The sequence below is a fragment of the uncultured Campylobacter sp. genome (assembly GCF_905373215.1).
Taxonomy (GTDB): domain Bacteria; phylum Campylobacterota; class Campylobacteria; order Campylobacterales; family Campylobacteraceae; genus Campylobacter_B.
Genome location: NZ_CAJPRT010000001.1, coordinates 51,647 through 77,108 on the forward strand (window position 1 = coordinate 51,647; position 25,462 = coordinate 77,108).

General features: G+C 48.3%; 23 protein-coding genes and 6 tRNA genes. 13 read left to right on the forward strand and 16 right to left on the reverse strand.

Annotation, left to right across the window (positions count from 1 at the left end; genetic code table 11):
• The first annotated feature begins 37 nt into the window (after positions 1–37).
• The gene (locus QZ176_RS00245; RefSeq protein WP_295150114.1) at positions 38–1,066 is read left to right on the forward strand and encodes a DUF3137 domain-containing protein; all 1,029 of its coding nucleotides are present in this window, start codon (positions 38–40) and stop codon (positions 1,064–1,066) included.
• A gap of 257 nt (positions 1,067–1,323) precedes the next feature.
• On the opposite strand, the gene QZ176_RS00250 is transcribed toward QZ176_RS00245, so the two are convergent.
• The 4 genes from QZ176_RS00250 to QZ176_RS00265 all read right to left on the reverse strand — a co-directional run bounded on the left by QZ176_RS00250 (position 1,324) and on the right by QZ176_RS00265 (position 4,896).
• Complete coding sequence (locus QZ176_RS00250; protein ID WP_295150117.1) at positions 1,324–1,449, reverse strand: hypothetical protein; 126 nt, start codon at positions 1,447–1,449, stop codon at positions 1,324–1,326.
• The gene (locus tag QZ176_RS00255; RefSeq protein ID WP_295150118.1) at positions 1,449–2,444 is read right to left on the reverse strand and encodes a hypothetical protein; all 996 of its coding nucleotides are present in this window, start codon (positions 2,442–2,444) and stop codon (positions 1,449–1,451) included. Before QZ176_RS00255 ends, QZ176_RS00250 begins: the two co-directional genes overlap by 1 nt.
• Before the next feature lie 192 nt (positions 2,445–2,636).
• Positions 2,637–4,142 carry a hypothetical protein gene (locus QZ176_RS00260; RefSeq protein ID WP_295150121.1) on the reverse strand — a complete coding sequence of 502 codons (1,506 nt, stop codon included), beginning with the start codon at positions 4,140–4,142 and terminating at the stop codon, positions 2,637–2,639.
• 34 nt (positions 4,143–4,176) lie between these two features.
• On the reverse strand, positions 4,177–4,896 hold the full coding sequence (locus tag QZ176_RS00265; RefSeq protein WP_295150124.1) for a TerC family protein: 720 nt from the start codon (positions 4,894–4,896) through the stop codon (positions 4,177–4,179).
• Positions 4,897–5,117: 221 nt separating this feature from the next.
• Between QZ176_RS00265 and QZ176_RS00270 the strand changes: the two genes are divergently transcribed.
• Entirely contained in the window at positions 5,118–5,855 is a 738-nt protein-coding gene (locus QZ176_RS00270; RefSeq protein ID WP_295150127.1) for a hypothetical protein, read from the forward strand.
• A gap of 460 nt (positions 5,856–6,315) precedes the next feature.
• Here QZ176_RS00270 and QZ176_RS00275 read toward each other — a convergent pair whose 3' ends face one another.
• From QZ176_RS00275 to QZ176_RS00300, 6 genes are all read right to left on the reverse strand, one after another.
• A complete protein-coding gene (locus QZ176_RS00275; RefSeq protein WP_295150130.1) occupies positions 6,316–6,879 on the reverse strand; it encodes a ribonuclease HII in 564 nt (187 codons plus the stop codon).
• Positions 6,876–7,301: an RDD family protein gene (locus tag QZ176_RS00280; RefSeq protein WP_295150132.1), complete on the reverse strand. Its 426-nt coding sequence runs from the start codon at positions 7,299–7,301 to the stop codon at positions 6,876–6,878. Before QZ176_RS00280 ends, QZ176_RS00275 begins: the two co-directional genes overlap by 4 nt.
• A gap of 97 nt (positions 7,302–7,398) precedes the next feature.
• Positions 7,399–8,010 (reverse strand): orotate phosphoribosyltransferase, encoded by a 612-nt coding sequence (gene pyrE, locus QZ176_RS00285; protein ID WP_295150135.1) that lies wholly within the window; start codon positions 8,008–8,010, stop codon positions 7,399–7,401.
• A 3-nt stretch (positions 8,011–8,013) separates the two neighbouring features.
• Complete coding sequence (gene frr / locus QZ176_RS00290; protein ID WP_295150138.1) at positions 8,014–8,571, reverse strand: ribosome recycling factor; 558 nt, start codon at positions 8,569–8,571, stop codon at positions 8,014–8,016.
• Positions 8,572–8,672: 101 nt separating this feature from the next.
• Positions 8,673–9,194, reverse strand: coding sequence for a preprotein translocase subunit SecG (gene secG, locus QZ176_RS00295; protein WP_295150141.1), 522 nt, complete (start codon positions 9,192–9,194; stop codon positions 8,673–8,675).
• A 94-nt stretch (positions 9,195–9,288) separates the two neighbouring features.
• Positions 9,289–9,984, reverse strand: a complete 696-nt coding sequence (locus tag QZ176_RS00300; RefSeq protein ID WP_005870935.1) for a Bax inhibitor-1/YccA family protein — start codon at positions 9,982–9,984, stop codon at positions 9,289–9,291.
• Between the two features lie 131 nt (positions 9,985–10,115).
• Here QZ176_RS00300 and QZ176_RS00305 point away from each other — a divergent pair, with 131 nt between their 5' ends.
• Genes QZ176_RS00305 through QZ176_RS00320 form a run of 4 tightly spaced genes read left to right on the forward strand, consistent with a single transcriptional unit; the run spans position 10,116 to position 13,761 of the window.
• Complete coding sequence (locus QZ176_RS00305; protein ID WP_177389381.1) at positions 10,116–10,784, forward strand: carbonic anhydrase; 669 nt, start codon at positions 10,116–10,118, stop codon at positions 10,782–10,784.
• Positions 10,750–12,864: a mechanosensitive ion channel family protein gene (locus QZ176_RS00310; protein ID WP_295150144.1), complete on the forward strand. Its 2,115-nt coding sequence runs from the start codon at positions 10,750–10,752 to the stop codon at positions 12,862–12,864. Before QZ176_RS00305 ends, QZ176_RS00310 begins: the two co-directional genes overlap by 35 nt.
• Complete coding sequence (locus QZ176_RS00315; RefSeq protein WP_005870938.1) at positions 12,857–13,030, forward strand: hypothetical protein; 174 nt, start codon at positions 12,857–12,859, stop codon at positions 13,028–13,030. Before QZ176_RS00310 ends, QZ176_RS00315 begins: the two co-directional genes overlap by 8 nt.
• Positions 13,030–13,761 carry a superoxide dismutase gene (locus tag QZ176_RS00320; RefSeq protein ID WP_295150147.1) on the forward strand — a complete coding sequence of 244 codons (732 nt, stop codon included), beginning with the start codon at positions 13,030–13,032 and terminating at the stop codon, positions 13,759–13,761. Before QZ176_RS00315 ends, QZ176_RS00320 begins: the two co-directional genes overlap by 1 nt.
• An 895-nt stretch (positions 13,762–14,656) precedes the next feature.
• On the opposite strand, the gene QZ176_RS00325 is transcribed toward QZ176_RS00320, so the two are convergent.
• The 6 genes from QZ176_RS00325 to QZ176_RS00350 all read right to left on the reverse strand — a co-directional run bounded on the left by QZ176_RS00325 (position 14,657) and on the right by QZ176_RS00350 (position 23,691).
• Positions 14,657–16,444, reverse strand: a complete 1,788-nt coding sequence (locus QZ176_RS00325; protein ID WP_295150149.1) for a M3 family metallopeptidase — start codon at positions 16,442–16,444, stop codon at positions 14,657–14,659.
• A gap of 8 nt (positions 16,445–16,452) precedes the next feature.
• Positions 16,453–17,844, reverse strand: a complete 1,392-nt coding sequence (gene dcuC, locus QZ176_RS00330) for a C4-dicarboxylate transporter DcuC (protein ID WP_295150151.1) — start codon at positions 17,842–17,844, stop codon at positions 16,453–16,455.
• 1,123 nt (positions 17,845–18,967) lie between these two features.
• Positions 18,968–20,173 (reverse strand): toxin-antitoxin system YwqK family antitoxin, encoded by a 1,206-nt coding sequence (locus QZ176_RS00335; protein ID WP_295150154.1) that lies wholly within the window; start codon positions 20,171–20,173, stop codon positions 18,968–18,970.
• Positions 20,174–20,332: 159 nt separating this feature from the next.
• Positions 20,333–20,845 (reverse strand): DNA-deoxyinosine glycosylase, encoded by a 513-nt coding sequence (locus QZ176_RS00340; RefSeq protein ID WP_295150157.1) that lies wholly within the window; start codon positions 20,843–20,845, stop codon positions 20,333–20,335.
• Positions 20,846–21,184: 339 nt separating this feature from the next.
• Positions 21,185–22,396, reverse strand: a complete 1,212-nt coding sequence (locus QZ176_RS00345) for a molybdopterin molybdotransferase MoeA (RefSeq protein ID WP_295150159.1) — start codon at positions 22,394–22,396, stop codon at positions 21,185–21,187.
• On the reverse strand, positions 22,393–23,691 hold the full coding sequence (locus QZ176_RS00350) for an MFS transporter (RefSeq protein WP_295150161.1): 1,299 nt from the start codon (positions 23,689–23,691) through the stop codon (positions 22,393–22,395). The genes QZ176_RS00345 and QZ176_RS00350 overlap by 4 nt, the downstream gene beginning before the upstream one ends.
• A gap of 105 nt (positions 23,692–23,796) precedes the next feature.
• On the opposite strand from QZ176_RS00350, the gene QZ176_RS00355 reads away from it, so the two are divergent.
• From QZ176_RS00355 to QZ176_RS00385, 7 genes are all read left to right on the forward strand, one after another.
• Positions 23,797–24,426, forward strand: a complete 630-nt coding sequence (locus QZ176_RS00355; protein ID WP_295150164.1) for a non-canonical purine NTP pyrophosphatase — start codon at positions 23,797–23,799, stop codon at positions 24,424–24,426.
• A gap of 74 nt (positions 24,427–24,500) precedes the next feature.
• Positions 24,501–24,577, forward strand: a tRNA-Pro gene (locus QZ176_RS00360).
• A 5-nt stretch (positions 24,578–24,582) separates the two neighbouring features.
• Positions 24,583–24,659 (forward strand) — tRNA-His (locus QZ176_RS00365).
• Between the two features lie 6 nt (positions 24,660–24,665).
• Positions 24,666–24,742 (forward strand) — tRNA-Arg (locus QZ176_RS00370).
• Between the two features lie 15 nt (positions 24,743–24,757).
• Positions 24,758–24,834 (forward strand) — tRNA-Arg (locus QZ176_RS00375).
• Positions 24,835–24,883: 49 nt separating this feature from the next.
• Positions 24,884–24,968 (forward strand) — tRNA-Leu (locus QZ176_RS00380).
• 14 nt (positions 24,969–24,982) lie between these two features.
• Positions 24,983–25,057: transfer RNA gene (locus QZ176_RS00385), tRNA-Asn, on the forward strand.
• Positions 25,058–25,462 lie beyond the last annotated feature (405 nt).

Here is a 25,462-nt window from a genome sequence, read left to right on the forward strand (position 1 = left end):
AAGCGTCATAATCCATCTCAAATTTAAAAGGAGCGAGATGAGCGCAAGCGAGCTGGAGCAGATCAGACTGGGGCTTTTGTATAAGGCGAAAAGAAATACGATCTTCGCGGCGGCGTGCATACTTTTTTACGGCATGTTTTCAGTATGCAAACTGCGCGACGGAGGAGAGATGACAGATTTGTTGTCTCTTATCGGATTATTCGCGGTTGTTCTTATAGTAGCCGTTTTGTGCGATGAAAGCTCCATAAAAGCTAAGATAATCTATGCTGCCTGCCTTTTTGCTATGAGCCTATTTCTAAACGATTTACAAAATCGCCCCACGATTTCCAAATATATCTTACTCGCGATTATAACTTTAATCTTGGCTGCTTCGAGCTTATTCGTATTGTTTAGAGGCTTTAAACAAGATTATTCGGTAAAATTTCAATGCGCTTTTAAAGAGCACTATCTAATGCCTTATTTCAAGGCGTTCGGCTATCGATACGATATTGGAGGCAGTATCGATCTCGCCAAGCTTAAGCTCTCGGGGCTCTTTTTTCGACTAGATAAATTCAAAGGCGGCAACGACAGGGTCTCGGGCGTTTATGACGGCGTGAAGTTCGCATTTTGTGACGTAAGTTTATTTAATAGATTTTCGGAAAGCGAAATCCTCGGCACCTTTTTCTACGCGGAATTTAACAAACGCATAAGTGCCAAAACCCTGATTTTTCCCGCTCGCGCCGGCGCGCCGAACACAGGCGGGCTAAAAAAGATAGATATGGACGATGCGGAGTTTAACACCGCCTTCGCCGTGTATTGCGAGGACGCGGCGGGCACGATGTATATTCTAACGCCCGCCTTTATGCGGAGGCTCTTGCGCTTCGCAGGCGCCGTGGCCGCGCCCGTTAGCCTTAGCTTCGCAGATAGCAAAATTTATATTTTCGTAAATACGGGGCGCGATAATTTCGAGCCCGACATCGACGAAAGCGTGCTACGCCGCGACCCTGCCGCGCAGCTCAAGCGCGAGCTTTCGCACTTTTTAGCGATCGTAAAAAACCTAAAACTAAACGAAAGAATTTGGAGCTAGCGGACGGGGCTCGCCGTAGCTTTGCGTGTCACAGCCTCGCGCACTATAGCTTCACGCTCCGTGCTGCGACCTCACGCGCCGTAAAATTTGAAATTTTAAATTTCCGCTTTTTGATTTTGCGCTTTGGAATTTTAAGGCGCGTAAAATTCCGCGCATTTTGAAATTTAAAATTTTAATTCACGCCGAGGAATTCTGCACCGCAAAATTTAAAATTCTGAAAATAGAATTTCGTGCCGTGAAATTCTACGCCTTAAAATTTAAAATTTTAAAATTCCGTAGTCGAAATTCTGCGCGCCTAAAAATTTAAAATTTTCCCACGTCTTTAAATTTACAGCCCCAAAGCCTTTAAATTTAGCGCACCCGCCAAGCATCACGGTACCCATCAAAGCCCCTGCGCGCTAGAGGGCGCGACTAACTCCTCTATAATTTTACCGGGCTCGCAATGAATTATTTTACTCTCTATCGTAAATTTTTCGCCGTCAAATTTAAAGTATTGATATTCATCGACAAGCTCGCCGTCCGGGTATTTATCACTATATTTTACTTTAAGAGCGCCCAGTATGCCGTTTTCAAAGGTCAAAAACGTCCTTTTAGCGTATTTGCTCTTTATCTCGTCGCTGCCGTTTAAGTATGAGAAAAAATCATATTCTATGCCGAAGCGAGCGGAGTCGTGCGGCGCCAAAGAGCTCATCTTAGAGCAGTCGCAATCTGCGCCGCATGAGCGGACGTAATGAAATATATCAACCATTTTTATACCCGTTTCGCTTGCTTCTGCCGCCTTAAGCTTATCGCTTGCGAGTTTGCTAGAGCCCTTTGATGCTCCGTAAACAAGATATAGATTTTCTTTAACTTTAAAAATTTTTATCACTCGCTCGCCGCCCCATGCGGTATCAAGCGCCCATTCGCCGCAGTCGCAATCCCGCCTGCCGCCAAGGACGCATTCTTGCAGCTGCTGTGCACCCTTGTCCGCAAAATCCATAATGAAATTTCGCCCGCCGCTTGCGTATTGATATGCTACGTAGTTCGCACCCATCGTGCCGCCGGTGCTGATATCTACCGAATACGCCCGAAACTTGCCGTCCTGCGAGATCGCCATATCCGGCGCGAATTTCAAAGATTTTAAAATTTGAGGTGCTATCTCGCCCGCGTTTTGTAAAAACTCCATAAACGCAGCCCTTAACCTAACTATGCTCTCGCAAGGCGTACCATCGGGGCGATGACTAGCTTCATCGATTTCTTTCAGCGCCGCGCTTAAATTTGCGATTAAATTTTCTAGACTTTGGTCTTTTTGGGCGCTATTTGCGCCTCCCGCCAAAGCGGGCGCCGTCTCGGCGAATACGAAGCTTAATAAGCATAAAAACGAGATTAAAATTTTCAAAGCGGCTTCCTTTCAATCTTTGATTTTTGCTGGATTATAGCGCAAATTTTATGCCGCACGAGATTTGGATTTAGAATTTGCGCCCTCAATTTAAAACCCGAATCCGCTCGCTGCGGAATTCTGCGAAATTGCGAAATTTGAAATTTCGTGAAGTTATAGAATTTTGCGAGGATGCCGTTTGAAATTCGCCTTTCAAAGCATAAGGCTAAGCAGCAGCAAAAATCCGATGAAGCTTAGGGCGTTGCCGAAGGAGCCGCCGATGTGATCGCCGAGCTGCGTCAGCACGAGCGCGCCGCCTAGACGCAGGCCGAGTTGCAGCGCCACGCTCGCGATAAAATCTATCACGCGCCGAAGCCCGCTGTGCGTATCGCCGAGCTCGCTACCGCGGCTTTGGTTCCACAGTCCGCTTACGCGGTAGTCTTTGTAGCGGGCGCGAAGAATATCGCCGTTTTGCAGCTCGAAGCTCTGCGAGGCATCCTTTGTCTTAGCGGGCGCCGCGACTTCGGCGGAGCGGGCGGAATTTATAGAATTTGCTGCGTTAGTAGAATTTACAGAGCTTATGGAATTTACTGATTTCGCAAAATTCTTAATACTCGTAGAATTTGCGGAATTTTCTGCGTCTAAATTCTTAAATTTCATGCAATTTTCGCCGTCCGCAAGCTCCGCTAAATTTTGATCCGCACGTAGCGCGTCAGAGACGATACGCCGCTTGCTATCGCCCGATAAATATAGCCCGTACAGCGCGAAGCCGTAATAATAAACGTCGCCGCTTTGCAGCACGCGCACGCCGCTAGCATAGCCCTCCGCTTCGCCGCTTCGCTTGGGCTCTTTGGAGTGCGGAAGCGCTACGAATATGCGCCCGAACTTTGCGGCGCGCCAGTCTCTTCGCATAAACTTAAAGCTGCAATACGCAAAAGGTGCGAGGACAGGCAGGGCTATCGCCACCGCAGGATCGCTCTTTTCAAAAATAAAGATTATGCAGTAGATGCTCATCGCGGCTAGCGCTACGCCGAAGGCTGCGAATATCGCGGCGAGTGCCGTGCTACCGGCGTTCTTCCAGCGCTGCGCGCCTAGGCTTAGATTAACGAAATCTATCGGAAGGGCGAAAGCGGCGGGGTTTGCCAAAGCGTCGCCACGGCTCTCGCGAGTAGAATTTAAAGAGAGGGGGCCGCTTAAATATTTGCAATTCAAACTCGAAGTATAAAGTTCCGTATTAGCGTTCGCCTGCTCGTTAAAGCCTTCGTGAGTCAGGCTCAAAGCGGCGGAATTTATACCGCTGCGATCTTTGCCCACTAAATCAGATACCGCAGAATTTTGGCGCGCACTTTCCGCGGTATCGCTATGTGCGTCGCAGTCTAAATTTGCGGCAGTGGAATTTCCGCTGTTTAGAACTTCGCAGCTAGGGCGCGGCGCGGAATTTTCGCCGCTTAAAGCGCTGCGGCGGGAATTTAAGCCTCTCAAAGCTTCGTGGTCGGAATTTGAGCTCGAAGCCTCATATATCACCGCCAGCTCGTCGCCCTCGCGTATCGGCAGATAAAGTCCGTCGCCTTTTAAGTCCAAATTTCCCGCAAAGCGCAAACCCTCCAGCGTAAAGCTAAATTTCGCCGTGTCTGCAGCCGCGAGCTCTAGCTTTAAATCCCTGGCCGTGCCGCGAGCAAGCTTTATACGTCGCGGCGAAAGAAATTTAGCAAAGCCCATTCGCGCCTTTCAGATCTCGCAAAATTTCGCCCCTCTATTTCGCGGCGGATTTTTTGCGGATCTGGATATTGATGAGCTCCACCAGCAGCGAAAACGCCATCGAGAAGTAGATGTAACCCTTAGGTATGTGAAAGCCTAGCCCATCGGCGATCAGCGAGACGCCCACTAGGATCAAAAATGCAAGCGCTAAAATTTTTATCGTCGGGTTTGCGTCCACGAAGCGCGCGATCGCGCCGCTAGCGAGCATCATCACGCCCACGGCGATGATGACTGCGAGGATCATCACGGGCAGGTGCTGCGCCATGCCCACGGCGGTGATGACGCTGTCGAGCGAAAAGATGATGTCCAAAACGGCGATCTGCACGAGCGTGCCGCCGAAGCTTGCCTTGCCGCTGCTAGCGCTGCGCTCGTGTGCCTCGCCCGTGGCGCTGGAGTGGATCTCGAGCGTGGATTTGACGAGTAGAAACAATCCGCCGCCGATCAGCACGAGGTCGCGTCCGCTAAAATCGCGCGCAAGCACGCTAAATAGCGGCTTGGTTAGCCCCATGATCCAGCTTAGGCTAAGAAGCAGCAGTATGCGCGTGAACATCGCAAGCGCGAGCCCCATTATACGGGCGCGTCCGCGCTGCGCCTCGGGCAGGCGGCCGCACAAAATCGCGATAAAGATGATATTGTCGATACCAAGCACGATCTCAAGCCCCGTGAGCGTCGCCAGGCTGATCCATGCCTCGGGTGAGGCGATCCATTCAAACATCGGTTTCCTTTGGATGAAATTTAAGCGGTGATGATAGCGAAAGTTTGGTTAAAATTTCTAAATTTTACCGCCTTCGTGCGCGAAACTGCGCGCGGAATTTCGTAGATTAAGAGCGTAGAATTTTGGCAGCGAAATTTTAAAATTTAAGCTCTAAATTTACCCGTTTTTAAGCAGGGGGGAGTAGCGTTATTTTCTAAAAAATTCACCTCAAGGAGTTAAAGATGAAATATGTGCTAAGCGCCGTGCTTGCGGCATTGTTTTTAGCAGGATGTGGCGAGGACGAAGTAGAGCTCGTGAAAAACTACACTCTGCCCGATTTTAAGTCTATGAGTATCGGCACGGCGATCGAGGGCTCGAAAAAATGCAAAAGTATCGCGTGGAGCAAAGAGGAAAACGGCGGATTAAAGACGGTCAAGATGGTCTGCGACGTGGATATGGAACTCATAAAAGCAGATGAGTTTAAATCACCTCAAAAAAAGCTAATAGACATATATTTAGACACCGTTAAGATCTTTTACAAAGGCAAGACTTATGACGCGCAAGGTCTGTTTAAGCTGGCAAAAGAGCACTGCAAATTAAACGAAGCCAAATTTCAAGAGGTACTCAAAGCTAAGGGCGAAATAAAATCTGACGATGAAGAAAAGCTAGTAGATTGTGATAGTAAATTAGAAGAGATATTGAAAGAAGACAGTATTGAAAGCGATATTAACTACGTTATGAAAAATTTAAAGCAATCCGTTTATTACTCGCAGCTAACCGCAGAACAATATTACGCAAGTTTTGATAGTAAAGCGCCGTCAAAGGCTACTATCGAGCTAAATTTCATCGTAAATAATGATAAGAGTGCAAGTCTATCGGATAAATTTAAATTTACCGCACTTACCGCAGACGGAAAAGAGGATGCTAATAATAAAATGAAATCACGAAATCTTCTCGCGCTCTTCTACGAAAGAAAGTAAGCACCTCATCTCGCGGCTAAATTTGATGAAATTTTAAAAATTAGCCGAGTTTTTATATCAAAATCTCATTTAAAATTTTACGCGCAGTTTTAAATTTAAAGCGCAATGCCTTCTCGTCGTCAAGGCTAAATTTAAATTTTAGCTTTATTGCGGCGCGTGGGCTGAATTTACGCTGCGCGGAATTTTAAAATTTATTCGGACGCGGATAAGCGAGCGAGCCGAGCTTGCGGTTTTAGATAAAATTTCGACCTTATACGGGCCCTTACAAGATACGAAAGTGCGGTTAAAATTCTGAGAAGATAGCGAAAAAGTGAATTCCGCCTGGCAAAAACTAACGATTATCGTGTCGGTTGGAATCGGCAAACTTACCTTCAAATATGAGTTTCGGCGTCGTTTGCCGACGGAGCATCAACCGAAATCGGCGATTTTGCCTTACCGTTCAAGCAGGCTTGCTACGGCGTTAATCAAACAGCGAGGGTTGCAGCGATTTGATCTTGTAGCTTGCGCGGTGAAAAGGCGTGAGTCCGTACCGCTCGATCGCCGCGATGTGCGCACGCGAGCCGTAGCCTTTGTTTTGCGCGAAGTCATATTGCGGATAGCGCTGCGCGAGCTCATGCATCGTGCGGTCGCGCGTGACCTTGGCAAGGATGCTCGCCGCGCTTACTTCGGCGATTTGCGCGTCGGCCTTTACGAGCGTCTGAAGCCCGCGTACGCCGAAGGTTGCGTTGCCGTCGTAGATGATCTGTCCGCTAAAACCCATAAAATACGCGAGAATCTGCTCAAGCGCCGATCTTAGACATGCGCTGAGTCCGATCTCATCGACCTGTGCGCTTGAAATTTCGACGATTTTGTAGCGCGAATTTTCGATGATCTGAGCGTAAAGCTCCTCGCGGCGCTTCTCGCTTAGCTTTTTGCTATCGGCAAGCCCCGCGATTTCGCGCTGCAGCACGCAGCCAGCGACGCAAAGCGGTCCCGCAAGACAGCCGCGCCCTGCCTCGTCGATGCCGCAAATCTGCCCGCTCACTGCGCATCCTTTCGCACGACGGGTGCAGCCCCGCTTAGCAGGTCGTGTAAGTTGAGCCTGTCTTTGCGAAAAAAGCAGATCAAAAGCCCGATGACGCTAAAGCCCGCGAGCACGAAGCATCCAAAGCGAGCTAGTGCCCTAAAAAAGCTTGCTTTGCGTCCGCTGCGAACGTCGATGAGGTAAAGCCCCGCGAGCTTATAGCCCGGCGTTTGGGCGCTGCAGGCGTAAAATGCTGCGCAAATCGCGCCGTATGCGAGCCAGATAAGCGCGATCGCGGTCTGGTTGCGCCACAGAGCCTCTTTCGAGCCCAAGACGAGATAGGTAACGCCGTAGAATAGGGGCATCGCGATGATGAAAAGATCGACGACGAAGGCTTTCACGCGCAGAAAAATCGGTGAAATTTTAGCTTTTTGTTTTGCCATTTTGATCCGTTTTAGATTAAATTTTAAAATTTCGGCGCGCTAAAGCCGAGAGGATAAAATTTAATCTCGTTGCGGTTTGTTAGCAGCAAATCGACGCCTAGTTTCCGCGACTGCCGGGCTTGATCGCCTTGCTTCCGGTAGCACAAAGCGGGCAGGTTGCGGGCTCGTAAATTTCAAACTCGAAATTGCCTAGCGCAAAAAACGGCTTATCCGCGGGCAGCTTGGCGCCAGCCTTAGCGACGCTGCCCGCTAAATTTGCGACCTTGCAAAATCCGCGATTGGCAAGCGCGGCAAAGCCCACGACCTCGCCGCCGAGGTTTTCGATGAGCCTCGCGCTTTCAAGAGCAGAGCCACCCGTAGTGATGATGTCCTCACAGACGATAAATCTCTCGCCCTTATGCACTTCAAAGCCGCGGCGCAGGCTCATCACGCGATCTACGCGCTCGGTAAATATGAAGCGTTTTTTTGCCGCGCGAGCTAGCTCGTAGCCCGCTAAAATTCCGCCCAGCGCGGGCGAGCAGACGCTATCAAACTCCACGCCCGCTTTTTCGATGATAGCGGCGAGCTCGTCTGCGAGCTGTCCTGCTAGCTGCGGATCTTCAAGTACTTTGGCACTTTGCAGATAGAATTCCGAGTGGTTGCCGCTTGAAAGCAGAAAATGCCCTCGCAGATATGCGCCGCAGTCGCGATAGATTTTTTCTATATTCACAGCTCAAACCTTCAAAAGCTCGGCTTCTTTGGCCTTGACTGCGTCGTCGATCTTGGCGGAGTAAGAGTCGGTGATCTTTTGCACCTCGTCGTAGCCTTTTTTGGCGTCGTCTTCGGAGATCGCTTTGTCTTTTTCAAGCTTTTTGATCTCGTCGTTGGCGTCTTTGCGGACGTTGCGAATGCCGATTTTTGCTTTTTCGCCCATCGCTTTGGCCTTTTTTGCGTTTTCTTGGCGTTGCTCGATCGTCATCGGCGGGAAAAATAGCTTCACGCTCTCGCCGTCGTTAGTAGGGTTTACGCCGATATTCGCCGCTGCGATCGCGCTTTCGATCGCCTTTAGCATCGGTTTCTCCCACGGCGTGATCGAGATCGTAACCGCATCGGTCGAAAGGACGGTCGCGACCTGATTTAGCGGAGTCTGCGAGCCGTAATAATCCACGAAAATATGATCCAGGATCGCCACGCTTACCTTGCCGGTGCGTAGCGTCGTAAAGTCCTTTTTCAAAGCCTCGATAGCTCGATCGCCGTTTGCTCTTTGCTCTTTGTAGATAGCTTCTAGCATTCAAATCCTTTAAATAAAATTTGCGGAATTATAGCGTTAAAAAAATAAGAATAGCATTTAAAAGCGCGGATTTTGCGCTTTTAAATTTTAAAATTTAGAGTTTATTTGGTTGTGTTTTGATCTACGGAAGCGGCGCTGGCATTGGTATCACTTGATGCTTGCGACCGAGCAGGCGCGCTAGCTGCGGCTGTATCGGTAGCAGGAGCTGCGGGTGCTTCGATCTTCGGAGCTGTTGAATTTACCTCGCTGCTATTTACAGGATTTGCTTCGGTGCTTGCCGGAGCGAAATTAGGCTTTGCGCCTGAAGCTGGGATGGATGGCACGCCAGGGACAGCGTTTGGCACGGATTTAGTAGCATTTGCTTCAATCTTTACGCGATCTACGACAGAAGATTTAGCATCTTGCTGATAGAAATACGCAAGCACGAGTGTATTTATCACAAATAGAATTCCCATCGCGGCGGTAAATTTAGCCAAAAATCCCGCTGGACCCTTCGCACCAAATAAGCTTTCGTTGCTTCCGCTGTATGCGCCAAGTCCGATAGAAGAGCTCTTTTGCAGCAGGACGGAGATCGTAATTATCACGGCAAAAACAACTTGTAAAACCAAAAATAACGTAGTCACTATAAAACCTTTTGAAAAAATTGAATTTGCGATTATAATAAAAGATTTATAAATTTTAAGTTAAGAGTGCACCGCACGAAGCGGTGCGTAAAATTTAGTCTCTGCTTGCGCCGAAAATTCTTAGCAGCGAAAGGAAGAGGTTGTAGATGTTTAGATACATATCTACGGCAGCCATTATCGGTGAAGTATAGGTGCCGTTTATAATATTTTTAGTATCGTAGATGATATACATCGAAAAGATTAAAGCCGAAAAAGCTGAAATCGCTATATCAAGCACGGTGCTTTTGAAAAAGAAGTAGTTCAAAAGGCTTAGCACGATAATAGCCACAAGCGATACCAATAGCGGCTTGCCCCAAGAGTCGAAATTTGTCTTTGTATTCATCGCATAAACGGTAAGAGCACCGAAAGTAATCGCCGTAGCCACAAACGCATGCGTTACTACGTCTCCAGCGCCCGCTGCGATATAAATAGCGATCAATTTACCTAGAGTAAGACCGGTAATAAAGGTAAATGCAAAAAGCAAAACCAGCGCGATCGTGTTGGCGCCGCGATTTACAGCTGCTTGCATACCGAAGATCAGCCCCATTAAAAGCACTAGATATAAAAATGGATGAATAGCCAAGCTCACGCCGAAGCTCATCGCCACAAAAGCCCCTGCCGCCGCAGCTATCATCGAAGCGGTTAGAAGCGCGTAGGTTTGTTTGATAGTCTGAGAGATTCGTCCTTGTTCCAGTGATGCGTCCGATAGCTCATAGCCGTCCGCGTAATTTCGTCTGTCGTATAGACTCATATTTTTCTCCTTCTTTTGATTTATGAGCGGGGAGTTTAGCGAAAATTTGGTAAATATATCATTAAAAATTCCCAGAATTCTATCTATTTATGAAAGTAATATATAATTCCCGACTTTTTTAAGGAGAAAGTATGCCCAGCCAGTTAATAAATGGAGCTATTAAATTTATGGAAGAAAATTTTGCCGAGCATGCCGAGCTTTTCGGAAGTCTGGCAAATCATCAAAAGCCCCACACGCTTTTTATCGGCTGCTCTGACTCGCGCGTGGTGCCGAGCCTAATTACTTCGACGCTTCCGGGCGAGCTTTTTGTTGTGAGAAATATCGCAAACGTCGTTCCTCCATACCGCATTAGCGAGGAATTTTTAGCAACTACTTCGGCGATTGAATACGCACTATATTCGCTAAATATCAAGAATATCATCGTTTGTGGGCACAGCAACTGCGGTGGCTGCGCGGCGCTGTTTTATGACGCAAAAAAGCTCGAAAAAATTCCAAACGTAAGGCGCTGGCTAAATTTAATGCAGCCCGTAAAAGACGAGGTCGAAAAGCTAAAAGATATCGGCGCCGACAAGCGCGAGTGGATCACCGAGCGGCTAAATATTATAAATTCCATGCAAAATTTACTTAGCTTTCCTGGCATCAAAGATGCCTACAAAAACGGCGAGATTAAAATTTACGGCTGGCACTACGTCATCGAAACGGGCGAGCTATTCAACTACGACGACGAAGGCGCACATTTTACGCTATTAAATAAGGGAATGGATTATGAAAAAATCTATAATCAGCTTTTTAACGATTAGTCTTTTTAGCGCCGCTTTAGCGTTTGCAGACCTCAACACGACCGGCGAGGGAAGCTTTGTAGAGACGAATTCTACCGCTCCAGAGGCAAATCTTACTTTAGAAAACAACAAAACCGAGATCAAAAAAGAAGTCGCTAAAATTTTATCCAAATCTCTCGGTGCAGAGGATGGTAATAAAACCGAAGTAATAAATATGATCGCAGAAAAGGTCGCCAAAACGGAGACTTCACAGAAAAAAGCTCCTAATGGAGAGACGCTTATCTCTGTAATCAAAGAGATTAAAAAGCTAAATTTACAACGCAGCTCCCTGCTTAACGGCGGTGACGCCAACGCGAGCAAAAACGAGCTAGACGCCATCGATCGCAATAAAGCTAAGCTCTTTGATCGCCTGCCTTTCGCGATTACGCAGCAGGATATGGATATCGAAAGCATAATATCGTATGCGCAAAATAAAAAGAACATCCAAACTACGCTAAAAAAATACGCCAAAAAGCAGAGCTCTCCCGAATACGTAAATGCAAGCGCGGATTTGGAAAAAATGGAGATGGCAGAGATCTTTTATACCTCGCTTATGAAAATTGAGGATATGTTTGTAAACGGCGCAAGCAGAAGCGCGCTTGAAAGCGAGCTAAGTAGCACGCTACTAAATATCCAAACTAGGGATTTTAGCAAACTTAATGATTTGAAAAATAATCTAAGCAGTCAAGAGCAAATAGACGCCTTAGAGTCTAAAATCAACGATTTGAAAAACGACAAGCAGACCTACGACGAGGTGCTTACGTATCTGTCGCGAAATAGCGATCTACTCGCAAGCAGCGTGGTTTTTACGAGCTTAAATTTTAAGTCGGTGATCGATTATATCAACGATAAAATTCCGTTTAAGCTCAGCCACGTAAATTTCGGCAAGCTCATTCTAATCACGCTGATTACGCTATTTTTCTACTCGCTTCGCAGGCTACTTGCCAACATCATCTATTTCGTATTTAAATTCTTTAATAAAAGCTTTTCTCTGGATAGTGAAACTCTAAAAACGCAAGTAGTGGGCATTATCAAGCGTCCGATGGGTATTTTGCTGATTGCTTATTCGGTTGATATCTGTCTTAGTATCTTTTATTATCCGGCGCCCGTGCCGATAAAATTTGCAAATTTATTCTCGATCGTTTACGTGGTGCTTTGGGCATGGCTCATTATCGAAATCATCGATGGTTACGGCATTGTCGTGCTTGGAAATATCACGAAAAAAGGCGTCAGAAAAGATATCATAAATCTAGTCGTTAAAATTCTATACGTCATCGTAATCATCATCGCCGCACTTTTGGTACTAAAGCGTCTAGGCTTTGACATCTCGGCGCTTATGGCATCGCTTGGAATCGGCGGACTTGCAATCGCGTTTGCGACCAAGGACATCATCGCAAATTTCTTCTCATCCGTGATGCTATTATTTGATAACTCGTTCTCGCAAGGTGATTGGGTCGTATTAGGCGACATAGAAGGAAACGTCGTAGAAACGGGCTTTAGAAAGACGACGATCAGAACCTTTGACAATGCTCTTGTTTTTGTGCCGAATTCCAACATAATGGCGCAAAATATCAAAAACTGGAGCCGCAGGAAGGTAGGACGGAATTTAAAGCTTACCGTAGGCGTCGAATACGGCGCGAGCACGGCTCAACTGCGAAAGTGTGTAAACGATATCAAAGAGATGTTAAAATCTCACCCGGGCATCGCTCAATCTGCAGATACAGCATTAAATTCCAAAGATTTTCGTATGCGCTATAGACAAAATATGGTCTCTATCGACGATTTAGCGGGCTATAAAAGCACTATGTTCGTGGCGCTAGATAGCTTTGGCGATTCGTCTATTAATATTTTAGTTTACTGCTTCACAAAAACCGTAATATGGGCAAATTTCATCCAAACCAAAGAGGATGTTTTATTTAAAATAATGGAGATCGTGGAGCAAAACGGACTATCGTTTGCCTTCCCATCACAGAGCGTTTATATCGAAAATATACCGGAAATAGCAAGTGAATGCGTAAAATCAAAAGTAAATTCCAACGACAAAGGAGAGCAAAATGGCTGATTTCGATGACTTCGAAGACGAAGAGTTCGATGAGGACGAATACGAGGACGATGATCTAATCGGAGGCGATGAGAGTTACAACTACAACTACGACGAGGATGATTACAGCTACGAAGACGACGACGGTTTTAACGATTATAGCGATTTGGACAGCGAGGATTATTAGTGTTTAGATCCAGGGCACTGCCTTTTGATCCGAGAGCGAATAAAATCGCGAGCTTGCAAAGCTTAAAATTTCATCACGGCGGGCTTTACGAGGATTATGTCGCTGGTCTGAACCGAGATATAGCGGACACGCCGATACAAAACGCAGATCTTTTTACGATCATCACGCAGTCGTTCAAGGCCGCGCGCGACGAGGAGTGCAATTTTTCGCAAATTTCAAAGCTTTATAAAATTTGCCTAGGTTTTAGCCGTATTTTTAACAACGCCTCTGAAATTTACAACCACGATTTTTACTTCGACTGTATCGCGCAGCCAAGCGAGCCTAGCGGCGAGCTCGCGGACGCTTTAGCTCAGGCTTTCGGCGGGATAGAAAATTTTAAAAGCGAGTTTTTAAAGCGCGCACTGGGGCTTTTCGGTAGCGGCTGGTGCTGGCTTGCGTGCGACGAGCGCGCGGCGAATTTAGAAATCATCACGACGCAAAATGCGGACACGCCGATCGCTCACGGCAAAATTCCACTGCTTGCCTGCGATCTTTGGGAGCACGCCTATTATGTCGATCATCAAAATGCGCGCAAGTTCTACGTGGAGAGCTTCTTGCGTTTTGCGGACTTTGGCTTTGCAAGCGACGCCTATTCGTGGGCGAAAAAGCAAGGATTTGAATCCGTGAAGCTCTACATCGGCGAGCTTCATCCCGCCGCATCTTCGCGCTGCGATTGCGGCTGCTGCGGATAGATTTGGGCTTTTGCTACGCAACTTAGAGAGTTGCAAAACTTTAAGTTCATTAATTACGCCGCGCGCTAAATTTCAAGCACCTTTCGCTTCTTGACGTCTATATTCTACGACACAAATACTGCGGCATCGCGAGACCCTGGGCTTGCTATCTCGCCGTATAAAATTTACGTGGATTTTGGTCTTTAATCCATTTAATACCTTCAAATTAAAATTTTGCAGATTTTAATTTGAAGCTCATCTCGCTTAGACCCACGTTTGCCGTTCTTGCGTACTAAATTTCATTTCGCCGCACTACCGTCTGACAACTCTGTCTTTTCAAACACGCTAAAATTTTATTGTATGCGTTTTACTCTGCAAATACAGCGTCACACGGATACTTACATGAAATTTCGCTTAGCAGCCATGCCGGCTAAAATTTTAACGTTGTCGCGCGCGCATCGAAATTTTAACGCTTATGAGCGGATATTTCGTAAAATTTTAAAGTTACAAATAAGCGGTTCGTAAAATTTTAAGATTGCGATAGGCGGCTCGCTCTTTGCCTCTGTAGCAGAAACAACCGATCTGCTTCCTGCGTTTGCGTCGTATCGCCCGCAGCCCGTGCCGTGTCTTTCGCATTGGCACTCTATTGCATCGCTTGGTGTTTAAACTCGCTCGCATTGCTAAGCGACATAGCGTCGCGAGCACGGCGTATGATTTGAAATTTTCCCCAATCTATCTCAAGGATCGCTTCGGCGCTTCCTAGTACCGATAAAATTTAAATTTTTCGCGCGCTCGGTAAGATCCGTTTAGCAAAGCGGGCGGTAAATTTTAAAATTTCGACCGTCTAGCTTCATCCACCCTTGCTCACCTCTCTCGCGCCTTGTGCCCGCACTCTTTGCTAAGTTTTGCGCCCGTTTTACTCCGCTCGGTCCTTTGATTTATCAAATTTTATCCGCTCCTCGAGCCGCTTAAACTCGTCTGCGTAAATTAGCGCATTATCGACGCACTCAAGCCAAAACTCCAGCGTTCGCGCGTCCTTGCCGAAGTGCTTTTGCAGCAAAGCTTCGACGCTCATCACGCCGCACTCGCGCAAAAACGCCTTGTACGCGCTGATAAATTTATCGCCCGAGCGCGTAAACTCGTCCAGCAAAAACTGCGAAAGCAGGTAGCCGACGGTGTAGGGGTAGTTGTAGATGTATTGATCGGTCTTGTAAAAATGTAGCTTAAAGTACGGCAAAAAGCCCTCCGCATCCTGCGTCGTATCGCCGTAGCGTCCTCGCCACGCCTTTTGCATGAGCTCTTCTATCTGCGCCACGCCGACCGCGCCCTTTTGCCTAGCCTTTAAAAAAGCGATCTCAAAATCAAACCGCACGCCGATGTGTAGCATGAAATTTGCCGCCGATTTTAGCTCCTGCCACAAGATGTCAAAGGTCAAATTTTTATCCGCGCTATTTTTTCGCAGATAGTTTCGCAACACGGCTTCATTAAAGGTGCTAGCAGCCTCGGCTAGCGTCATAGGAAACTGCGTGTGCAGCGCGGGCAGATCGCGCATGATCCAGTAGTGCCACGCGTGTCCGAGCTCGTGCGCCTGCTGGATCATATGCGCCTGCGTGCCCATGTAGCTAGAAAACACCCGCGGCTGACGAAATTTATCAAACCTCGTATAAAATGCGCCGCCTGCTTTGTTTTCGCGCACCTGCGCCTCGATCCAGTTTTTATCCAGCATCATTTTAATAAATTCGGGAATTTCCTCGCTAACCTCGCCCAGAGCCTCGCAGATCGTCTCTATCGCCCGCTCGTAGGGGATCTCCTCCGTGCTAGCGAAAGGAGACGGCGCGAGCAGATCGCAGGCGTAAATTTTACCCTGCGGGAAGTACTTCGCGCGCAGGCTCACGCACTCTCTGATCTTGTCTGATCTGCGATCTAGCGCCGCAAACATCGCCGTTACGGCCTGCTCGCTGATCTTGTTTTGCTGCAGGCTAGGCGTAAGGATATCCGTCCCCGCCGCCCTAAATTCGCCCAGCCTAAAGCCCTGAAGCAAATTTAAAACGTCGACGTACAAGCTCGCGTGCTTACCGTAATGCTCCGCTAGCCCGTCAAACACGCTCTTTCGCAGCGCAGCATCGGGCGAGCCCTTTAAAACGCCCGCGCATTTTGAGAGATTATAGAGGCTTTTTACGCCGCTTTTATCGGTAGCTTGCACGGCGATGAGGTTGTTTAGATGCCTAAATACGCCGTAAAGCGGGGCGAAACTGCTAGTCGCCGTGTCCTCGTAAATTTTACGCTCCTTTGCGTCAAATTTTGCCCGCCAGCTACTTTTGTGCTCGTCGTAAAGAAATTTTATCCGCGCAAACTCCTGCGTTTGGCGCGCGGTATCGGAGGGATCTAGCGCGTCCATCTTTTCAAAAATGATCTCTTTCGTTCGCTCAAGACGCAAAAACTTCTCCCTGATTTTCGCCTCGGCCGCGCCTGCTCGTTCGTCTTTAGTGTCGTCGCTTGATTTGCAACGGCAAAACGCAAGCAAAGAGTTTGCCTCCTCAAATCCGCGCTCGTATGCATTTATCAGCAAATTTAGCCCGCCGTTAGAGCCTAGCAGCCCCTCTATCTCGCCTAAAATTTCGTCCAAATTTGACAGCGCATCCGTAAATCTCGCGTCGTCAAAGTCGCCGTACGCGTCCTCAAACGTCCATCTAGGAAGCTCCATTTTACGCCTCACAACGAGAGTAAAAACACGAAAATATGGTGGCTAACGAGGCCCAAGACCGCCGGCACGCTGCAGCGTTTGACGATATCGAGCGGACTGCACTTTAGCATACCGGCTATCGCGACGACCACGCCTGCGACGGGCGAGAGAGGGCGAGCGATAGTCGAGGCCTGGTGCATCGGCAGCACGAGCATCACGGAGCTCACGTTTAGTTTAGCTGCGATATGCGGCACCATCTCGATGAGCGGGTAGAAGCTCGCGCCGTTTGAGCCAGAGATGATCGTAACTAGCGTCGTGATGATCACGAAAAGCACCGACATGCCAAATCCGCCAAAGCCAAGTGAATTTGCGAGCCCTACGATACTATCGAGCATGCCTAGCGCCTTAAAGCCTTCTGCAAATACGCCCGCTGCGATGATAAGGATCACGACGCCGCTTAGACTCTTGCCCATCGCTTGGAAAAACACCTTGACCCCTTCGGCAATCGGGTCAAATTTAAACCCATGCCTAACCGCTTCAAAAAGCATCGCGATGACGACTGATAGGATGATGATCGCCGAGATGTCAAGCTTGATAGAAGCGATGCAGTACTGCGAAAATACGACCACCAAAATCATCGGCAAAAACGGCAGTATCGCGTAAATTTTAGGCGCGGCGGCCTCGGGATTTTGCACGGCGCCGTCGAATTCCATCACTTCGCCCACGTGCTCGCTGCACACCCAGCCCTCTTTTTTATCCAGATATCTGTTCCAAAAAACGAGCGCGATACCCATCACGATCGAAGTCGGAAGCGCGGCCGGAATTTTATAGATGAAAACGTAATCTAAAATGCTAAGTTGCGTAGCCTTCGCGGCGGCGGCGGTCGATGCGCCGATGAGCACCATCGAGGCGGCTCCCGACATCGCGCAGATCGAGCCTACGGTGAGTTTGTTTAGCCCAAGCGAGATGAGTACGGGTCCTAGTAGCGCAAGACATAGCACGCCAAGCCCTACCGCGCTAGTGATAACCATGCTGATGAGCTTAGCCACCGCAAATGCGACGAAGACCATGAAGTATGGGTTTTTGATCCTAGCAAAGCGCTTCGTAGCGATAGAGACGAAAGCGTGGTTTGCGCCGATATGCGTCATATAGCTCGCAAAGCCCACCATAAACATGATGATAAGGCCTAAATTTGCAAATCTGTTTGAGAACATATATCGGATAAACTCGATGATGTTTAGGTAGGCGTTGCCCGTCGCTACGGCCTGTTTGGGCATAAAATTCCCCGTACCCAGCGCTACCGAACAGATCAACATAAAAACGCCCGAAAGAAAAAGCACGAGCGGCGCGTACTTGCCTCGCACTATCGCCCAACCCACTATAAACAGCACTACCGTGCCGATAATAATACCTGCAGTCATTTTAGCTCCTTTCGCGGTAAAATTTGAGCGAATTTTACTACGAACATCGATATTTTAAGCTAAAACGGAGATTATTTTTAGGCTTTTTCGCGCCAGGGATACTTTGCGCGATCTTTGATTGATTGAAATTTTACATTTGGAGCGCGGATTTGCGGCTGAATTTATAAAATTTAAAGCAGCTCTCAGCTCAGCAGAGGGGACTGCGGCGCAGCACAGAGCGGATGCGGCGAGTGAAGCGGCGCACACTGCGCGCGACCGGCAAACGAGCGCGGGCGGCAGATACTGCGTTTTGAAGTCGCGATTAAGTCGGGGCAATAAGAATTTTAAAATTTCTCTGTCCGCTTAGGTAAAATTACTGCGTCAAAGGCGAGGCGCGGCGGGTTTAAAATTTACGCCCGAATAGCATGGCTTGCGAACCGCGGGCTAAATTTAACGAAATTTGATCGTCGAATTTTGCCCTTTCGGCGGTTGAAATTTCAGTGCTGTTTCGGCTTGAAATTTCGCTTTAAATTTTAAAAATTCGCACCGCGCCAAAGTTGCTCGTTACGCGGAAAAGACAAGCCGTATCGAAGCCAAGCTATGTCGCGTCGGGCGATACCTGCGCGCTATGTGTGCCAAAATACAGCGTGGAATTTTAACCGCATCAGCTCAAATCACGCGGCGAGCTGCGCTGCATAAAGCTTCGTTTGTTTAAAACGTCAAGCCGTATTCGCGCGCTGTATAAAGCCGCCAGGCGAATTTTACTCGTTTAAACGCAGCGCGTCGCTCTACAAATACAAAGCCGCATCATTTAAAGGCGGCACTTGACGGCGCGGTATGTGCGGCTAAAAAACAAAAGCGCAAGGCTCGCTTGTTTAAAATTTTTAAGCCGCACTTCAAATGTAAATTGCGCTCGCTCGAAGTGTAAAGTCGCGTCTGTTTAAAGTGCGGAGCCGCGTCCTAATCAAATGTTAGAGACGTGAAGCCGTGCTTCAAAACGCAAAATCCCGCTCGTTTAAAGCACAAAGCCGTGAGTACTGAAAATGCGAAGCTGCGATCGTTAAAACGCAAAACCGCGCCTACTCAAAATTTTAAACCTTTTTAAAATTCCAAACCCGCTTAAAATATTAAAATTTAGCTCGCTTCACTCCCTTGCTAGCCCGTTTTTATCGGATTTGTCGCTGATTAGCTTGCCGCTTTTGTCGTATTTTTTGGCGCGCACGAGCCTGCCGCGCTCAAACTCGCCCTCGGCTTCGAGCTTACCGTCTGCGTAGTGGTGCCTCGCCGTGCCCGTTTCCAGGCCATCCTTGAACGTTACTCTAGCCTTGAGCGCGCCGTTTTCGTGGTATGTTTCATAAAGTCCGTGTTTGCGCCCGTCTCTAAACATCACCTTTGCCGCAAGCGCACCGCTTGCGTAGTATTGCTTACTCGTACCCGTTTGCCTGCCGCGCTCGAACTCGTATTCGCCCTGCAGCGCGCCGCTTGGGTAATATTCATGCACGACGCCGTCGCGCTCGCCGTCTTTGAAATTTTCGACTACGCGCGTCTTGCCGTCCTCATAAAACAACTTCCAAACGCCCTGTTTGCGGTCATCCTTGTATGCGCCGGTCTGCCTTAGCGCGCCGTTTGCGTGATACCATTTCTCTACGCCTTGCCGCTTGCCCCCTTTGTAGCTCCGCACGCCGCGCGCTTTGCCGCTTTTGTAATAATCCACGTCCTTGCCGTTTCGTAGCCCGCCCTTATACGGATGGCGCGCGCTTACTTCGCCGCTTTCGTAGTAGTCGGTGAAAACGCCCTCGCGCCTATCTGCTTTATACGCGCCCTGCTGCTTTAGCTTGCCGCTTCCTTGATAATACAGCTTGTAAAAACCCTCGCGCTTACCGGCTTTGTATTCGCTCTGCGACTTCAGCTCGCCGCCGTCTGCGTAGTAGCTCTTTGCGACGCCGTCGTACAGGCCGCCCTTTAGCGGATATTCGTTTGAAGGCCTATCTCTGCCATCAAAGTAATCGCGCTGAAACACCGCAGTGCCGTCCTTTACGTCGATCTCTCTGATAAGCGTCGGCGGCAGCGGCTTTAGCCTGGGATAGATGACGCCCATAAAATTTACGTCGTAGAGATCCTCGGCGCTATAATGCAGCACCTTGAGCGTCCCGTTATAGGGCTTGTCCGCTACGAAATACAGGCCGTTTTTTAAGCTCGGCTCAGGCTTCATTACGATTTTTGGCTCCAGAGCTTGCGCGCCTAACGCCAAAAACGGAAGCAGGAGCTTTAATGCGCTTGAAAAGATAAAACTTCGCATTAAATTTAAGCTCAAATTTAGCGAATTTTGCGCGGCTTTGCAGGTTTTCATATTTTGCTTCCTTTGGCTTGGTTAAATTTGAAGAATTTTAAAATTTGAAGCTAAATTTTAGATAAATCCTCGCGGAGTTTGGGCTGCGGATTTGGTTTTGGGCGCTGGACGCGCGCCGTGCACGTAAGCCTGTCGTGCGCTGTTTAACGGAGCTGAGCGCTAAATTTCGGCGTACTTCAACATATCCGCGACGATTACCCACTCCCGAACGAGCCGCTCAAAACTAAAATTTGCATTCGCTGGGCTCGTGGACGGCAGCTTGATCGGCTCCCTGCCCGTTGCGTTTAAAATTTGAGTTCTTAAGTATTTTTCACAGATTTCGTGCGCCTTGCCGCCGTTGGCGAACACCTGCACGATGCGCGCCCCGCTAAAGATCGGCTCTAAATTTGCAGGCACGACGGCGGTCATTTTGGCGTCACTCGAGCCCTTTGTCTCGCAGCAGATCGCAGCGTCGTAGATGGCGATGCGGCGGGCGAGTAGGAATTTTATCTTTTCCTCCGTATTCGCAGGCGGCGGCACGTTTAAAATTTGCGCCAGCACGCGCCAGAAGCGATTTTGCGGATTTGCGTAGTAAAAGCCCAGTTTGCGAGAAACGAGGGAGGGAAAAGAGCCGAGGATTAAAATTTTAGAATTTTCATCGAAAATCGGCTTAAAAGGGTGAGTTTGGCTCATTTTACGCCTGCCTTGTATTCGCCGAAAACGCCCGCCGGAGTGCCATAAAATTTATCTTTCATTTTCGCTTTCTCCCGCAAATACCAGAATTTCGCTCGCGAAGTAGTTTGAAGCTGAAGTTGCGCGACGGCAAAAATTTGGCGCACTCGCTGTATAGCGGCGCGTAGTAAAAATTTTGATTAGCCCGCCGCGACGCGCGATTTGGGTCTAAATTTCAACTTTTCAAACCACAAAATAGAGCTTTCGTAGCCAAATTTAACGCCTCGCAGCGGCAAAATTTTAACCCTTGCGGTAGTTAAATTCCGTCCGCCGCCGCAATCGCCTCTGAACCGCTGCGCCCTAAATTTTAGGTACCGAGATTACGCGCACGAGCTCGCCTTTTTTGAGCTCTTTAACCTCGAGCGGCGCGACTAGCAGGACGCTATCGTCGTCTAAATTATTCAAAATCGCGCTGGAGCCCTGCTTTTTGCTTTGCAGGCTAACAAAAAGCTGCCCGTCTCTGTTTTGCAAGACGGCGGGCATAAACTCCATCCACGGCGTCTTTTTTACGTAGTCGTGATCTAAGATCGCGCTAAATTCCGTATTTTCGCGCACACCGAAGGATTTTTGCAAATATACGCGCAGAAACAAAATGCACGTAATAAGCGCCGAGAGTGGAAAGCCAGGGAATGCGAAGATATATTTTTCGCCGGTTTTGGCTACGCGCACGTGGCGGCCCGGTTTGATCGCCGCACCCTTTACGATGAGCTCAAATTTTGATTGCAGCGTGCTTTGCACGAAGTCGTAGTCCCCGACGCTCACTCCGCCGCTTGTTAGAAGTATGTCGGCGCTCTGTAAAGCCGATAGGATCGCGCCTCCTAGCTCTTTTTCGTCATCGCGTACTAGAGGCATTATCATCGCTTCGCAGCCTAGCTGCGTTACTAAATTTGCAAGCGCGATGTGGTTGGAGCTGTAAATTTGAGCGTCGTTTTCGAGCCTCTCGCCCAGATCCTTAATCTCGCTACCAGTGGCAAGGATCGCTACTTTTGGGCGGACGAATACGCTTATGTGAAATAGCCCCAGCTCCGCTAACAGCGCGATCTGTGAAAATCCGAGCTTCGTGCCGCTACGAAGCAAAAGCTCGCCCTCGCGGTAGCTCTCGCCTGCCGCGCGCACGGCAAAGCCCGCTGAAACGGGCTTTGTGACGACGATCTCGCTGCCTTGCACCTGCACGTTTTCGATCGGCAAAAGCGTGTCGCTACCCTCGCACATGAGCCCGCCGGTGAAGGTTTTGACGCACTCGCCCGCCTTTGCCGCGGCGCTAGGCATCTTGCCTGCAGGCGTCGTGCCGACGATCTTAAATTTCGCTCCCTCGCTCAGATCCGTGCCCTTTAGCGCGTAGCCGTCCATCGCGGCAGTCGGGCGGCGCGGAGTGCTAAAAGGCGCCGCGACGTCGCTTGCCAAAATACGCCCCAGCGCCTGCGTGATCGCGACTTTTTCGACGCGCGAGGACTTTTGCACCGTGCTTGAGAAGCGCTCCATCGCGCTTTCAAATTTTTCAAATTCCATCATTTGCCTCCTACGATTTTATAAATTTGATCTTCATTTATCAATTTCGAGTTAAATTTCACAACGAGTTCGCCATCGGTCTCGTAAATTTCAATAATGCCCTTTACGCCCTGTAGTGCGGAAAAATCGCCGCCTTTAGGAAAGTATAAATTCTTAAAAAGTTTTGGATCGCTCAGCCTAGAAAGTAGCACAAGCCAGATCACACCCAAAACCGCGACGCCAATGCCTAGCGCTTCAATGCCGATTTTGCCAAAAAGTGCGCCGCCGCATAGCCCGCCCAAAAAACTGCCAAAAAATCCGAACGAATTAAAAATCCCAAGCGCGGCGCCTTTTTGAGCGACTTTGGCAAATTTGGACGCAAGGCTTTGCATAATGGGCTCATGCGCGTTAAATCCCACGAAAAAGAGCATCACACCCACTACGAAAGCGCTCGCCCCGCTAGCAAACGCAAAAATCAAATACGAAGCGATGAAAAAGCAAATGCCGATAAGTAGAATTTGCTTAGCTAGTGCGCGCTTTTCGCCTAAAGCGCCGCTCGCACCCATCGCAGTAAAGCCGAATATCGCGCCTAGAGCATAAATTTTGGTCAAATCACTTTTGGAAAGTCCGAATTTTTGCACGAGCAAAATTGGAATTAGAAAAAACGCTGCCGTCATGAAAGCTTTTTGAAAAAAATTCGTTAAATTCATAAGCATTAAATTTTTATCGCTCAAAAGTGAGCCGAGCGGGACCTTTTGGCGCAGGGAGCGGATATGCGGTTCGGTAGGTACTACGAAAAAAAGCAGCATCAAACATAAAAGCGTAAGCGCCGAACTTAGATGAAATAGGCTGGCGAGTCCAAATTTGGCGCTTAAAAGCGGACTTAAAATCATTGCGACACCAAAGCTCACGCCTATCATTGCGCCCATTACCGCCATCGCCTTACCGCGCTCTTCCTCTCGCGTAAAATCGCTAATTAGTGCGGTAGCTACGGCTCCTACGGCACCGCAGCCTTGCAAAAAGCGCCCAAAAATCATCATATAAATGCTCTCGCTCGCCGCGCAAACGCAAGCGCCCACGATAAAAAGCGCCAGCCCTATCGCAAGGGTTTTTTTACGTCCGATCTTATCGCTTAGCACTCCAAATGGCGTTTGCAAAATCACTTGCATAATCGCATAAATTCCAAAAAGTAGCCCCACTAGGCTTTCGTTTGCGCCGTGCAAGCTCAACGCATACAGGCTAAGCACGGGCAGCAAAATAAATAATCCAAAAAACCTCGTAGCGATGATAAAACTAAGCGGAAGGACGCTTTTTAGCATAATCTTAGACCTCAAATAATATGAAATTTGCGCCGATTATAGCCAAAAATCGTAACGAATTCTTTGATTTTGGGTAAAATGGCGGCTTAAATTTAAGGAGCGAGGATGAAAATTTTACTTGCGACGAGCAACAAAAATAAGGTAAAAGAGATAAAAGAATTTTTTGCGAAATACGACGTGTGCGCGCTCAGCGAGGTGCTGGATCCTTTTGAGATCGACGAGTGCGGCACGAGCTTCAAACAAAACGCGCTTATTAAAGTTCGCGCAGTGCATGAGGCGCTAAAAAGTAAAAATTTGCAGAGCGAATTTTTTGTGCTAAGCGATGATAGCGGTATCTGCGTGGATGCGCTGGGCGGGGCTCCGGGGATATTTTCGGCGCGCTTTAGCGGAGCGGGTGCAACGGATGCGAGCAATCGCGAGAAGCTAGCCGCTAACCTGCGTGCCCTGGGGCTAAAGGAGAGTCCCGCGCATTATACGGCGGCGATCGCGCTAAAATGCGACCTGGGCGAGTTTTGTACGCACGGCTTCATGCACGGTACGGCGATAACGCAGCAGCGTGGGCAAAACGGATTCGGATACGATTTTATGTTTATTCCGCGCGGATTTGACCGCACAATCGGGGAGCTGCCCGCTGCGGTGAAATTTGAAATTTCGCACCGCACGAAGGGACTGGCGCTGATGCGAATTTTATTGAAAAATTTAGAAAAACAGATGAGATTCGCTAAATTTCATTAAATTTAGAGCCGTAAAAAGCGGAATTTAAGAAAAAATATATATAATACGCTTTTCATTCAATCCACGAAAATCTTCGGAGCGTAGCGCAGGCTGGTAGCGCATCTGGTTTGGGACCAGAGGGTCGAAGGTTCGAATCCTTTCGCTCCGACCATTGTGGTGAGTTTAGCTCAGTAGGTTAGAGCATCAGATTGTGGTCCTGAGGGTCGTGGGTTCGATTCCCACAACTCACCCCACTTTATGCGCTCGTAGCTCAATTGGATAGAGCAACAGACTTCGGATCTGTAGGTTGAAGGTTCGACTCCTTTCGAGCGTACCACTGATTTGATATTTTGCGCTCATAGCTCAGTTGGATAGAGCAACGGCCTTCTAAGCCGTAGGCCAGAGGTTCGAATCCTCTTGGGCGTACCATATTAAGCTCATATTAAGAGCTTTTTGGCTAATATGCGCTTTCTTTTTTGCGGATGTGGTGAAATTGGCAGACACACCAGACTTAGGATCTGGCGCCTCACGGCATGAAGGTTCAAGTCCTTTCATCCGCACCATCCATTCTACGCGTTCCGGATTAGCTCAGCGGTAGAGTAGGCGGCTGTTAACCGCTTGGTCGCTGGTTCGAATCCAGCATCCGGAGCCACTTGTATTCAAAATACCTTTAGATTTAACGATGTTTGAAAGCATCTGTTAAATTGCGTTCCTAGCCTAAATTTTAATACGAATAAAATTAAAATTTTCCTCTACAAAAGTCGAGATTTAGAATTTTATTGTTGCAAAAAGTGTCGTTATTTGCGTCGGTCGTGCATGTGCTTGCAAAGAATAAAATTTAGTTTTACGGGGCCTGCTTTTAAGGCTTTGGCGGGCGCCTTATCTTCGCGATTTTTGCTGCTTTGGCCCACATTACCATTTTAAAAGTGAAATTCGTCCCCTTGAAATTTCAAAACTCATTGTGCGATAGGATATGCGGCTAAATTTATCTTGTCTATTTTTTGATCACTCCGTCTACAAAAGCGCTTGACGGGCTCGGCGCTTCACCTTGCCGAAA

Excerpts from the sequence above, each read along its gene's own strand:
- QZ176_RS00245 (WP_295150114.1), top strand. The coding sequence starts at position 38 with ATGAGCGCAAGCGAGCTGGAGCAGATCAGACTGGGGCTTTTGTATAAG.
- QZ176_RS00250 (WP_295150117.1), bottom strand. The coding sequence starts at position 1,449 with ATGGGTACCGTGATGCTTGGCGGGTGCGCTAAATTTAAAGGCTTTGGG.
- QZ176_RS00260 (WP_295150121.1), bottom strand. The coding sequence starts at position 4,142 with ATGGGCTTTGCTAAATTTCTTTCGCCGCGACGTATAAAGCTTGCTCGC.
- QZ176_RS00265 (WP_295150124.1), bottom strand. The coding sequence starts at position 4,896 with ATGTTTGAATGGATCGCCTCACCCGAGGCATGGATCAGCCTGGCGACG.
- QZ176_RS00270 (WP_295150127.1), top strand. The coding sequence starts at position 5,118 with ATGAAATATGTGCTAAGCGCCGTGCTTGCGGCATTGTTTTTAGCAGGA.
- QZ176_RS00280 (WP_295150132.1), bottom strand. The coding sequence starts at position 7,301 with ATGGCAAAACAAAAAGCTAAAATTTCACCGATTTTTCTGCGCGTGAAA.
- frr (WP_295150138.1), bottom strand. The coding sequence starts at position 8,571 with ATGCTAGAAGCTATCTACAAAGAGCAAAGAGCAAACGGCGATCGAGCT.
- QZ176_RS00300 (WP_005870935.1), bottom strand. The coding sequence starts at position 9,984 with ATGAGTCTATACGACAGACGAAATTACGCGGACGGCTATGAGCTATCG.
- QZ176_RS00305 (WP_177389381.1), top strand. The coding sequence starts at position 10,116 with ATGCCCAGCCAGTTAATAAATGGAGCTATTAAATTTATGGAAGAAAAT.
- QZ176_RS00310 (WP_295150144.1), top strand. The coding sequence starts at position 10,750 with ATGAAAAAATCTATAATCAGCTTTTTAACGATTAGTCTTTTTAGCGCC.
- QZ176_RS00315 (WP_005870938.1), top strand. The coding sequence starts at position 12,857 with ATGGCTGATTTCGATGACTTCGAAGACGAAGAGTTCGATGAGGACGAA.
- QZ176_RS00325 (WP_295150149.1), bottom strand. The coding sequence starts at position 16,444 with ATGGAGCTTCCTAGATGGACGTTTGAGGACGCGTACGGCGACTTTGAC.
- dcuC (WP_295150151.1), bottom strand. The coding sequence starts at position 17,844 with ATGACTGCAGGTATTATTATCGGCACGGTAGTGCTGTTTATAGTGGGT.
- QZ176_RS00335 (WP_295150154.1), bottom strand. The coding sequence starts at position 20,173 with ATGAAAACCTGCAAAGCCGCGCAAAATTCGCTAAATTTGAGCTTAAAT.
- QZ176_RS00340 (WP_295150157.1), bottom strand. The coding sequence starts at position 20,845 with ATGAGCCAAACTCACCCTTTTAAGCCGATTTTCGATGAAAATTCTAAA.
- QZ176_RS00345 (WP_295150159.1), bottom strand. The coding sequence starts at position 22,396 with ATGATGGAATTTGAAAAATTTGAAAGCGCGATGGAGCGCTTCTCAAGC.
- QZ176_RS00350 (WP_295150161.1), bottom strand. The coding sequence starts at position 23,691 with ATGCTAAAAAGCGTCCTTCCGCTTAGTTTTATCATCGCTACGAGGTTT.
- QZ176_RS00355 (WP_295150164.1), top strand. The coding sequence starts at position 23,797 with ATGAAAATTTTACTTGCGACGAGCAACAAAAATAAGGTAAAAGAGATA.